Source organism: Tibeticola sediminis, assembly GCF_003843835.1.
Lineage (GTDB): Bacteria > Pseudomonadota > Gammaproteobacteria > Burkholderiales > Burkholderiaceae_C > Tibeticola > Tibeticola sediminis.
In genome coordinates, this window is sequence record NZ_RKQL01000001.1 from 824347 (window position 1) to 836980 (window position 12634).

The 12634-nt window shown below is 60.3% G+C and carries 6 protein-coding genes and 1 pseudogene; all 7 read right to left on the reverse strand.

Going from position 1 to position 12634, the window contains the following annotated elements:
* Nucleotides 1–4 precede the first annotated feature (4 nt).
* The 7 genes and pseudogenes from narI to EDC62_RS03920 all read right to left on the reverse strand — a co-directional run bounded on the left by narI (nt 5) and on the right by EDC62_RS03920 (nt 12565).
* Nucleotides 5–736, reverse strand: coding sequence for a respiratory nitrate reductase subunit gamma (gene narI / locus EDC62_RS03885; RefSeq protein ID WP_124220615.1), 732 nt, complete (start codon nt 734–736; stop codon nt 5–7).
* Nucleotides 733–1407: a nitrate reductase molybdenum cofactor assembly chaperone gene (gene narJ, locus EDC62_RS03890; protein WP_124220617.1), complete on the reverse strand. Its 675-nt coding sequence runs from the start codon at nt 1405–1407 to the stop codon at nt 733–735. The genes narI and narJ overlap by 4 nt, the downstream gene beginning before the upstream one ends.
* Before the next feature lie 15 nt (nt 1408–1422).
* Nucleotides 1423–2955: a nitrate reductase subunit beta gene (gene narH, locus EDC62_RS03895; protein WP_124220619.1), complete on the reverse strand. Its 1533-nt coding sequence runs from the start codon at nt 2953–2955 to the stop codon at nt 1423–1425.
* 23 nt (nt 2956–2978) lie between these two features.
* The gene (locus EDC62_RS03900; RefSeq protein ID WP_124220621.1) at nt 2979–6761 is read right to left on the reverse strand and encodes a nitrate reductase subunit alpha; all 3783 of its coding nucleotides are present in this window, start codon (nt 6759–6761) and stop codon (nt 2979–2981) included.
* Between the two features lie 25 nt (nt 6762–6786).
* Nucleotides 6787–9819, reverse strand: a pseudogene (locus tag EDC62_RS13255) (nitrate/nitrite transporter).
* Nucleotides 9820–9924: 105 nt separating this feature from the next.
* Nucleotides 9925–10644 (reverse strand): response regulator, encoded by a 720-nt coding sequence (locus EDC62_RS03915; RefSeq protein WP_124220627.1) that lies wholly within the window; start codon nt 10642–10644, stop codon nt 9925–9927.
* Between the two features lie 7 nt (nt 10645–10651).
* Nucleotides 10652–12565, reverse strand: a complete 1914-nt coding sequence (locus EDC62_RS03920; RefSeq protein WP_124220629.1) for a type IV pili methyl-accepting chemotaxis transducer N-terminal domain-containing protein — start codon at nt 12563–12565, stop codon at nt 10652–10654.
* Nucleotides 12566–12634 lie beyond the last annotated feature (69 nt).

A 12634-nucleotide genomic window follows, 5' to 3' on the forward strand; every position in this document is an offset into this window, starting at 1 on the left:
CGACTCAATGATTCATCGGGTCAGCGACCGACACCGGACGGGGCGTCATGCCCACCCGACGGCTGCGGACCACCTGATAGGGTCGAAACACATAGGCCAGTGTGCCAAAGCCACTCCAGACATGCACCAGTCGAGTGAACGGGAAGATCAAAAAGATCGTCATACCCAAGAACATGTGGGACTTGAAGACCCACCCGGCATCGGCCAGCAGTTCAGGCGCCCCGGCGCGGAAGGTCACGATCCTCTGCGCCCACTCCGAAAGCTTGAGCATCATGCTGCCGTCCAAATGTTGTGCCGAGAGAGGAATGGTCGACAGACCGAGCGCAAACTGGAGCCACAACAGGACGAGCAAGACAATGTCGCTGGTTTTGCTGGTTGCCCGAATCCGCGGATCGGACAAACGGCGATGCAACAGCATCGTCACGCCGACAAATCCGAACAGGCCAAACAAGCCGCCAGAGACCATCGCCAAGAGTTGCTTGGCGCCCGCACTGATGAACGGCTCGTAGACAAAGTGGGGCGTCAGCATGCCGACGGTGTGGCCGAAAAACAGAAACAGGATGCCGATGTGGAAGAGATTACTTCCCCAGCGCAACTGACCGGCCCGCAACAACTGCGATGAATCGCTTTTCCAGGTGTACTGATCACGGTCAAACCGAATCAGGCTCCCGAGTAGGAAGACCGTCAGCGCAATGTACGGGTAGTAGCCGAACAAGAAATGGTCGAGGTAGCTCATGCCATCACTCCTTGGGTAGATGCTTTGCGAACGAGGTGAACGGGCTGCGGGTCGCCGGGACGCGCCTGTCCCCGAGTGCTGCAGCCATCAAAGGCCACCGGCTCGGCCCAACTTTCATCCAGTGTTTCTTCAGGTTCGATCTCGACGGCGCGGGCAGGCATCCCGGCCAAGTCGAGAACGGCCGCCATGACGGCGGCGTAAGGACTTTTCTTTTGCATCAAGGCACTGAAAATCGCATTGACGATATGCCCCAGTTCGGCAAGAAAGCCCTTGGCAACCGAAGCCGGCTGAGTCGATGCAAATTCCAAGACCACTCCCAGGTGATCAGGCAACTCACCCGACGCGAGATCAAGGCCCGCGCGTTCATAGGTCTGCCGCAAATCGATCATGGCGGGTCCACGGTCCCGTGAATCGCCGTGCACATGCTCGAAAAGATGCAAGGAGGTCGAACGCCCTCGGTCAAAGGTCTCGACATAGCGCGACTCGACCTCGATCGGATCCCTCCGCAGCAGGTCGGCGGCCAGCGCGCGAAGCTCGGCCCGCCGCGAGGGACTCAGCGCGGCCTCGGCATCAATCGCAGCCATCAGAGGATCCAACTGGGCGCGAAGATAGGCGTCCGGGTACGCAAGCAGTCGCGCCAGCGCGCGCAAGGTGTAGCGGTTGTTTTTCATGCGGATCCTCCTGCCTCAGAGCGTTGCCTGAATCGGAATGGTGCGACGCTTCTTCCCGCCAAACAGGCTGAGGTCGGTGCTGCCTTCCGAACAGCCGTTCCCGAAGGAGAAACCGCACCCGCCACGAAGATCGAACGCGTTCTCGGCATACTCGCGGTGTGAAGTCGGGATGACGAACCGATCTTCGTAATTGGCAATTGCCATGACCTGGTACATCTCCTCGACTTCCGCAGCGGAAAGACCGACCTGCTCCAGCACGCGCGTATTGGTGATGCCGTCGACATGCTTGCCGCGCTGGTAGGCGCGCATCGCCAACATGCGTTCCAAGGCGCGCACGACCGGCGCGGTATCGCCGGCCGTCAGCAGGTTCGCGAGGTACTGCACCGGAATGCGCATCTGGCTGAGGTCAGGCAACTCCCCGTTGATCCCGATATGACCGGCGTTGGCGGCCGAACTGATCGGCGACAGCGGCGGCACATACCAGACCATGGGCAAGGTTCGATACTCGGGGTGCAAAGGCAGCGCCACCTTCCATTCGATGGCCATCTTGTAGACCGGGCTCTTGCGAGCGGCCTCCAGCCAAGCCTCCGGAATACCGTCTGCGCGCGCCTGTTCGATCACGGCTGGATCGTTCGGATTGAGGAAGATATCGAGTTGCGCCCGGTACAGGTCTTTGTCGTCTTCCACACTGGCGGCCTCGCCAATTCGGTCGGCGTCATAGAGCACCACGCCGAGATAGCGGATGCGCCCCACACAGGTTTCCGAACACACCGTCGGCTGACCGGCTTCAATGCGTGGGTAGCAGAAGATGCACTTTTCGGCCTTACCGGTCTGCCAGTTGTAGTAAATCTTTTTATATGGGCAGCCACTGACGCACATACGCCAGCCGCGGCACTTGTCCTGGTCGATCAGCACGATGCCATCGTCTTCGCGTTTGTAGATCGAGCCCGAAGGGCAGGAAGCCACACACGCGGGATTGAGGCAGTGTTCGCACAGCCGAGGCAGGTACATCATGAAGGTGTTCTCGAACTGTCCCACCATGTCCTTCTGGACCTGATCGAAGGTCGAAAGGTTGGGGTCCCTGCTGCGCTTGCTGAACTCGCCCCCCAGGATTTCTTCCCAGTTCGGACCCCACTCGATCTTTTCCATGCGCTGACCCGTGATGAGGCTGCGCGGGCGTGCGGTCGGGGACGCCTGACTCTCTGGAGCCGCCTGCAAATGGTCGTAGTCGAAGGTAAAAGGCTCGTAGTAGTCGTCGATCTGTGGCAGGTTCGGATTGGCGAAGATCTTCATCAGCAACGACCACTTGCCCCCCTGCTTGGGCACGATGGAACCATCGGCCTTGCGAACCCAGCCGCCGTTCCACCGGTCCTGGTTTTCCCATTCCTTCGGATAGCCGATGCCAGGTTTGGTCTCAACGTTGTTGAACCACGCATACTCCACGCCGGGCCGGCTGGTCCAGACGTTCTTGCAGGTGACCGAACAGGTATGACAGCCGATGCACTTGTCCAGGTTCAGCACCATCGCGATTTGGGCGCGTACTTTCATCGTGTTTCTCCTTGTCTTTCGCTTCAGGCCTGAACGCTGTCGGTTCCTTCGCCGTCGAGCCAATCGATCTTGCGCATCTTGCGCACGATGACGAACTCGTCGCGGTTGGTTCCGATGGTTCCGTAGTAGTTGAAGCCGTAGCTGAACTGCGCGTAGCCGCCAATCATGTGGGTCGGCTTGGTCACGATGCGGGTCACCGAGTTATGGATGCCACCGCGCGCATGGGTGATTTCCGAGCCGGGTGTGTTGATGATCTTTTCCTGTGCGTGGTACATCAGAACCATGCCTGGATTGACCCGCTGGCTGACCACCGCGCGCGCTGCGATGGCGCCGTTGGTGTTGAACAGCTCCACCCAATCGTTGTCCTCGATGCCCGCAGCCTTGGCGTCGGCCTCGCTCAGCCAGATGACGGGGCCACCACGGTTGAGCGTCAGCATGTGCAAGTTGTCGCTGTACGTACTGTGGATGCCCCACTTCTGGTGCGGGGTGATGAAGTTCAGCTGAATCTCCTTGTTTCCATTGGGCTTGCGTCCCAGCATGGCGTCCACGGTCTTGAGGTCCACCGGCGGCCGGTAACTCGAGAGCGCTTCACCGAACGCCTGCACCCAGGGATGGTCCAGATAGAACTGTTGCCGCCCGGTCAGCGTGCGCCATGGGATCAGCTCGTGAACGTTGGTATAGCCAGCGTTGTAGGAAACCTTCTCCGACTCGAGGCCTGACCAAGTCGGCGAGGAAATGATTTTGCGGGGCTGGGCCTGGATGTCGCGGAAGCGAATCTTTTCATCCTCGCGATGCAAGGCCAGATGCGTATGGTCACGCCCGGTGATCCTGCTGAGCGCCTCCCAAGCCTTGACCGCCACATGCCCGTTGGTTTCCGGCGCCAGTTGCAACACCACCTCGCAGGCGTCGATGTCGGTATCGATCCTGGGCAAGCCCTGAGTCGGTCCTTCGGTGCGCACCTTGCCGTTGAGCTCGGCCAGTTGCCGCACCTCTTCCGCGGTGTTCCAGGCGATGCCTTTACCGCCGTTGCCAACCTTTTCCATCAAGGGCCCGAGGGCTGTGAAACGCGCATACGTATTGGGGTAGTCGCGTTCAACGACGGTGATCTGTGGCGCTGTCTTGCCTGGAATGAGGTCGCACTCCCCTTTCTTCCATTCCTTCACATCAAAGGGCTGGGCGAGCTCCGCGGGGGAGTCGTGCATCAGCGGGGTGAGCATGATCTCCTTCTCCGCCCCAAGGTGCCCGATGCAGACCTCGCTGAAGGCCTTGGCGAAACCCTTGTAGATCTCCCAGTCACTCTTCGATTGCCAAGCCGGATCCACCGCCGTCGACAGCGGATGAATGAAGGGGTGCATGTCGCTGGTATTGAGATCGTTCTTCTCGTACCAGGTCGCCGTCGGCAGCACGATGTCCGAATACAGGCAGGTCGTGCTCATGCGAAAGTCCAGCGTGACCAGCAAGTCCAGCTTGCCCTCGGGGGCCTTGGCATGCCACTGCACTTCGGTCGGCTTGGCATCATCAGCGCCCAAATCTGCACCTTGCACGCCATTGGTGGTTCCAAGCAGATGCTTGAGGAAGTACTCGTGTCCCTTGCCGCTCGACCCCAAAATGTTCGAACGCCACACGAACATGTTGCGCGGCCAATTGAGTGGGTGGTCCGGGTCCTCGCAACTCATCTTCAGCGAGCCGTCTTTCAGCGCCTTGACGGCATAGTCCTTCGGGTCCATGCCCGCCGCCTGAGCGTCTCGAACCACCTGCAACGGGTTGGTCTGCAGCTGCGGCGCGCTGGGCAGCCAGCCCATACGCTCAGCACGCACGTTGTAGTCGATCAGACTTCCACCGTAACGGGCTTTGTCGGCCAGAGGCGAAAGAATCTCTTCCACGCCGAGTTTCTCGTAACGCCACTGGTCGGTGTGCGCATAGAAGAAACTGGTACTGTTTTGTTGTCGTGGCGGGCGGACCCAGTCCAATGCGAAGGCCAGTGCGGTCCAGCCGGTCTGGGGCCGCAGCTTCTCTTGTCCGACATAGTGCGCCCAACCGCCACCGCTTTGACCGATACAACCGCACATCATCAGCATGTTGATGATGCCGCGGTAATTCATGTCGCTGTGGTACCAGTGATTCATCGCCGCGCCGATGATGACCATGGACTTACCCCGCGTTTTGTCGGCGTTCTCGGCAAACTGTCGCGCCACGGCGATCACCTGGTCGCGCTTCACGCCGGTGATCTTTTCCTGCCAAGCCGGCGTATACGGGGTGTCCTGGTCATAGCTGAGCGCCGCGTTTTCGCCCGGCAGGCCACGCGAAACGCCGTAGTTCGCCACCGTCAGATCGAACACGGTGGCGACGAGCGCATAACGTTCTTCGCCAGCTTTGCCCAATTTGATGCGGCGCACCGGCACCTTGCGCACCAGAACCTCGTCCTGTTTGTTGGCGTTGAAATGGGGCGTGTCGATCCCACCGAAGTAGGGAAACGCGACATCACCCACCTCATAGCCACTGCCCTCGCCCTCGATCAGGCTGAGCTTGAGCTTGACCTGCTGGCGGCCGCGAGCCTCCTTGTCTTCGAGATTCCATTGGCCCACGTCGCTGCGACCCTCAGGGCCCCAGCGGAATCCGATCGAGCCCTGAGGCACCACGATCTTGTCGTTCTGGTCGACCGCCACGGTCTTCCACTCGGGGTTGTTACTCTGGCCGAGCTTTCCGTTGAAGTCGCTGGCACGCAGGTAGCGGCCCGGCACCATGACCTGCCGACCGTCGGGAAGGGTGCGCTCTTCCAACTGCACCAGCATCGGCATGTCGGTGTAGCGCCGCACGTAATCGTCGAAGTACGCGCTTCGCCGGTCGAAATAAAACTCCTTGAGAATCACATGGCCCATGGCCATGGCGATGGCCGCGTCGGTCCCCTGCTTGGGGTGCATCCAAAGATCGCAGAGCTTGCTGATTTCTGCATAGTCCGGCGTGATGGCCACGGTCTTCGCGCCCTTGTACCGAACCTCGGTGAAAAAGTGGGCGTCGGGCGTTCGGGTCTGGGGCACGTTGGAGCCCCAGGCGATGATGAACGTCGAGTTGTACCAATCCGCCGACTCGGGCACGTCGGTCTGCTCGCCCCAGATCTGGGGACTCGCCGGCGGCAGATCGCAGTACCAGTCGTAAAAACTCAGGCATACGCCCCCGATCAGCGACAGGTAACGCGAACCGGCCGCGTAGCTGATCATCGACATCGCTGGAATCGGCGAGAAGCCGACGATGCGATCGGGCCCGTACTTTTTGATCGTGTAGACATTCGCAGCGGCGATAAGTTGATTGACCTCATCCCAACTGCTGCGCACCATGCCGCCTAGGCCCCTTTGCTGTTGCCATTCGCGGCGAGCGTCGGGGTTCTCCACGATACTGGCCCAAGCATCGACTGGGCTCTTGGCCACGGCGAGGGCAGCACGCCAATGCTTGAGCAGCCTGCCACGCACCATCGGGTACTTGACCCGATTGGCCGAATACAGATACCAGCTGTAGGACGCACCGCGGGCGCAGCCGCGAGGTTCGTGATTGGGCAGGTCAGCGCGCGTGCGGGGGTAATCGGTCTGCTGCGTTTCCCAGGTCACGATCCCGCCCTTGACGTAAATCTTCCAGGAGCAGGACCCCGTGCAGTTGACACCATGCGTGGATCGCACGATCTTGTCGTGCGCCCAGCGATTGCGATAGGCATCTTCCCAGGTACGGTCTTCCCCCGTGGTGACGCCGTGGCCGCCTGAGAATGCTTCCCGCGGTGCGGCGAAATGGGTGAGTCGGTCGAGAAAGTGGCTCATTTGACGATCTCCAGAGAAATTGGAATTACGGGTTCTTGATCTCTGCACCCTTGCGCAGATAGAACCACCAGTTCAGCACCAGACACAGCACGTAAAACACCGCAAACCCATAGAAGGCAACCTGGGGCGTGCCCGCTTTGATGTACTGACCGATCAAGACGGGCGCGATGAATGCGCCGTAGGCGGCCACTGCGGACGTCCAACCCAATACGGGACCGGCCTGCGTTCGATCAAAAATCACGCCGATCGTCCGGAAGGTGGAGCCGTTGCCGATGCCACTGGCAAAAAACAAAACCATGAACAGACCCAGGAACATCGGGAAGTACTGTTCGGGGGTGGCAGACCCGTAGGCTTGCATCATCACGTACCCGACCGCTGCGGCCGCGACCGCCATGACCGCCGTAATGATCTGGGTGACGATCGAGCCCCCCACCTTGTCGGAAATCCAACCGCCCAAGGGGCGAACCGCCGCCCCCACGAACGGGCCGATCCAGGCATAGGTGAGCGCGGAGGGGGCATTCGGGTTCTTCAGCGTGTGCTGGAGAACGCCACTCGCGTCGGGCACATGCTGGAATCCGAAGATCACCGTGATGGCCAGCGGCAGCGCCATCGAGAATCCGATGAATGAACCGAAGGTGACGATGTAGAGCGCGGTGAGCGACCAGGTGTGTTTGTCTTTGAAGATCGCGAATTGCTTCTTCACGCCTTCCTTCATCTCTCCGAAGGCTGCAAGCCGCATCACCAGCAAAGCCAAAATGATGTCCAAGGGAATGGCAACCCACATGCTGAGCACCCCGAGGCCCGTCGGCTTGGGCAAATAAAGCCACAGCATCAGCAAGGACGGAATAAAGGCGAGCGTGTAGAGATAGGTAATCTTGGCAAACGCCACCAAGGGGTGCCCGGTGTTCGGTGAAACCGTCTTGAGATTGTTCATTCCGAACCAGCACAGAGCGCTCAGGGGAACCAAAGCCAAAACCCAGACGAAACCCGCGTTCTGAATCCAGGTGGAGGTGCCCGCCGGAATCTTCCCAAAGATCCATCCACTGTCCTTGATGAGGGTCATCGGATCACCGCCGAGCGCCCCGAACAGCGGCACAGTCATCGCCAAAGGGATGACCACTTGCATCGTCGTGACCCCAAAATTGCCGAGCCCTGCGTTCAGCCCCAGCGCCGTCCCTTGCAGACGTTTCGGGAAAAAGGTGCTGATGTTGGACATCGAGCTGGCGAAATTCCCACCGCCAACCCCCGACCACAAGGCCATCAATTGAAACGCCCACAGGGGCCAATCTTTGTGCTGCAATACGATGCCAGTGCCGATGGCAGGCGCCAGCAACATCGCGGTCGTGAGAAAAATGGTATTGCGCCCGCCGGCAAGCCGGATCAGAAACGACGCCGGAATGCGCATGGTCGCCCCTGCGATTCCCGCGATGGCCGTCAGTGTGAACAACTCGGCCTGGGTGAACGGGAACCCCAGGTTGAGCATCTGCACGGTGATGATGCCCCACATGCCCCAGACCGCGAAACCGCAGAGCAGGGCAGGAATCGAAATCCAAAGGTTCCGGTAAGCGACATGCTTGCCCACACGTTCCCAGAAAACCGGATCTTCGGGTCGCCAGTCTGCGAGATCGGCATTTGCGGGGCGTGGCAGCGCCAGCGAAGCTGCGTCCGGCTGCGCCTTTGAATTTGAGCTTGGTTTCATGTTCGATGCTTCCTATTGATGAGCTGAATCCACTCAGCCGTGCAATGCAAAGGGCTTGGCGTTTCGGCCCATGACTTCGGTTTGCCGAACTTCGGTCCAGTACATCCAGATCAGAGAAACCCAGACCACGCCGTACATCAGCATGAAGGCACTGGAACGGATCCCTGTGAGATCCATCAGTACGCCAAACATGATGGGCAGCACAAATCCCCCAAGCCCGCCCGCGAGTCCGACGATGCCGCTCACCGTGCCGATGTTTTGAGGGTATTCGTCGCTGATGTACTTGAACACGCTGGCTTTGCCAAAGGCGAAGGCAACACCAAGAATGAACATCAAAGCCGTGAACAGATAGACGTTCAAGCCGATGTGAAAAGTCTTGGGGCCATTGACCGTCATGATCGTGAAGTCGGTCTGCGGATAGGACAGCAGGAACAGGCAAATCCAGCTGACCCACATGACCCACCAGGTCACTTTGTGCGCGCCGTATTTATCGGACAGGACCCCGCCGACCGCGCGCAATACGCCACCGGGCAGAGAGAACGCAGCGGCCAACATGGCGGCCACACGAATGTCGAGGCCAAACTCGCCCACGTAGTACTGAACCATCCAGAGCGACATGGCGACATAACCACCAAAAACGATGCTGTAGTACTGGCTGTACTTGAGCACGTTCGGATCCTTGAGCATCTTGAGCTGATCGGAAAACTTCACGTGGCTGGGAACCAGATGCTTGGGATCGCTGTAGCTAAACATCCAGAAGACGATCAAGGTACCCAGCAAGATCGCTGCGTAAACCTTGGGCACCATGGTCCAGCCATAAGCGACGACCAAGGCCGGGGCGAGGAATTTGTTGACAGCTGCGCCGGAGTTGCCTGCGCCAAACACACCCATGGCCATGCCCTGGCGTTCGCGGGGAAACCACCGGGCCACGTAGGGTGTTCCGACCGAGAAGGAGCCGCCCGCCAGCCCCAAAAACAACCCAATCAGCAAAAAGTGCCAATAAGCGGTGGCGTAGGCCATCAGCCAGACGGCGGGCACACAAAGAGCCATCAGTGCGGCGAGCACGATGCGCCCCCCGTATCGGTCGGTCCATATACCCAACGGCACGCGAATCAGCGAGCCACTGAGCACTGGCATCGCGGTGAGTAAGCCGAACTCGGTCGCGTTGAGACCCAGATCCTTCTTGAGCGGGATGCCGATCACGGCAAACATCATCCAGATCATGAAACACACCGTGAAGGCCAGCGTGCTGACGATCAGGACCGACCAGGCTTTTCTGAGCTGACTTGCATCGTTCTCCATGTTCTTCTCCTGAAAAAACATGGAACAATGGTCGACACAATCGCCTGCCCTGAACATCCTTCGAAGGCATGCTCAGTCGCTGGCAAACGAACGATGCCAAGAGCGCCGTCCCTCCTCCAAAAGGAGGAGCCAGGCGGCTTTAACTGAAAGCTTTGATCCGGATCAATGCAATCCGCGGCTGCTGGCAAACACGGCCGCCTGCACGCGGGAACTCAAGCCCAATTTGCGCAGGATGTGCTGCACATGGATCTTGACGGTCGTCTCCGCGATGTCGAGTTCGCGGGCAATGTGCTTGTTGCTCGCGCCGCGGGCAAGGCAAACCAGAATCTCCCGCTCCCGCGGTGAGAGTCGCTCGAGCGGATCGTCCGAAATCGCGGCTCGAGCATCTCCGTCTGAGGTCGACATCGCCGTGGCAACGTCACCCGGCGCCGCACCCGCAATAGGCCCTGCGGTTTCACGCAGGGCCGCCACCAGCTTGGTGGTCATTTCGGGACTGACCACCGACGTGCCCCCAGCAACCCGCACGAGTGCAGCCGCCAGTTCGTCTGCATCGATGGTCTTGAGGAGGTAGCCATCAGCACCGGCGCGCAAGGCTTGCTGCAGATCGTGGGCATCTTCGCTGACCGTCAGCATCAAGATGCGCGCGCGTGGCGCGAGTTGCCGTAAGCTTTCAATCGCATCAACGCCCTTCACGCCGGGTAGGTGGTTGTCGAGCAGGATCAGATCGGGCTGGGTGCGCTCGAGGCAGCGCATCGCCTCGCCGATGTCGCCCGCCTCGCAGAGCACCTGAAATGCTTCGTCTTGCCCCAACAAGGCAACCAGGCCCCGGCGAAAGAGCACGTGGTCATCGATGAGCATGAGCGTGATGGGGTTGGCATTCATAAACGGTTCATTCGGCCGAAGCGTCGATGGCCGCGTCGGCCGCTGCCGCCGACGCGCACACCGGGTTGGTCGGTAACAACAATGAGATCCGGGTGCCACGGCCGGGCGCCGAATCGATGGAAAGCACCGCGCCAACCCGCTGCGCCCGCTCGAGCATGATTTTGAGGCCGACATGTGAGGGCCCCAGAGCCTGTCCAGGGTCAAAGCCCACGCCGTCATCGATCACCTCAAAACGCCACCGCTCGCCTTTGACGACCCGAAGCCGTACATGCTGGGCATGCGCGTGCTTGCGCACATTCGAAAGCGCTTCCTGGATCACGTGCAAAACCTGGATCTGAACGTCCGCCGCCAGCGGCAAGCCCGCACCTTCGACCTCGAGCTGAGCCCCAACGCCGCTTTGATGCTCAAACTTATGCAGCGTCTCCTGGAGCGCGGGTTCGATTTCCTCGCCACTCGTGCGGGTGCGAAAGTGCACGAGCAGTTCCCGCACATCCCCGATGCTTTCCCTCACGCCTGCGTCCAGTTCATCGAGGATGCTGTGCATGCGCTCGCTTTGGCCCCGGGCGATGGCGTTGCGCAGTAATTGCACCTGGATTTTCAGGAAAGCGAGAGACTGCGCAATCGAATCATGGAGTTCCCGAGCGAGCATCGCGCGTTCCTGGCCGACCGCAGCTTCACGCTCGAGCGCCTCCGCGCGTAAGCCCTCGAGCGCGCTGGCCAGATGACTCGCAAGCGCATCGAGCAACTCCGCCTCTTCGGCGTTCAGCGACACCTCGTCACGGAAAAACAGATTGACCTCGCCCAAAATCCGGTGCTGCAAGCGGACCGGCACATTCACCACATGCCGAAACCCGAGTTTGGCGCACTGGCGCAAACCGCCGCCTGAATCCGCCATGATCGGGATCACGCGAACACCGGCATCGGGCAGGCTTCCGCCGCAGATGCAGGCGCCCGCAGCCAGAATGCGTTCCTGCTCCGAGAGGGACGCCGGCAGACCATCCGTGGCAAGCATCAGGTAGCGATGCCGCGCCTCGTCTGCCCAACGGACGGCGACGGCATCCGCGCGGACGACCCGTCGGACCCGCTCGGCAAAGCCCCGGCTCATCGACTCGATGCCCTCTGCCTTCGCGAGGAAGGCACTCATCTCGTAGAGCGATTCGAGCCGAAGGCGCTGCGCCTCGATGCGTTGGGTCTTGGCCTTGACCTGCGACTCCAGGCCGCTGTAGAGGGATTGCAGCGTTTCGGCCATGCGATTGAAGCCGGCTGCCACCTGCCCAAACTCATCGTCGACTTCGACCGCAATCCGTGCACCGAAATCGCCGGCCTCGACCTTGCGCAAACCCCGCCGCAGCGTTTGCAAGGGATTGATGACGTACATGTAGCCTGTGTAGAGCATCACAACCGCACCGAGGATCGCAAGGGCCATCATCACGAACTGTGCAAGGTTGAGCATAGCGGTCAGCTGCGAAAGCTGCTGCTCGATGGCAAGAACGAGGCCATCGATCGCCGCCACGAAGGACTCCACTTCGCTCGCGTTCGCGGCAAACGCCGGCCCTTGCGGGCTCAGCCAAATCTGCCGTTGTGCAAGCCAAAGCCGCTCGACTTCGGTGAAACGACCGGTCACCGAAGGATCATCCCAGGGCATGAACAGCGGCCGCGAGGAGTCTCCGTGCTTGAGCAAGTTGACGCTGCGATCGAACTCTTCAACCAGTTTCTCGATCTGCCGTTGCGGCTGGCCCGTCCCGATCGCAGCAGCAAGACGCCAGGTTTGCATCCGCAGCCGCCCCGCCTCATTGACCGCGGCCGCCCCGCCCTCGAGTTGCCAGGTGACCCAGAGGGTGATGCCAATCGAGATCATCGCCACACTCAACAGGGCGACACCGATCCGGATCAGCTTCTTGGAAAGCGAGGCTGTAGCCATTCAGCAAGGTTACCGCGCTTTTGCGATCGGAAGGTGGGCGAGGTCGTTGGCAGGGCTGGACCTGCCCCC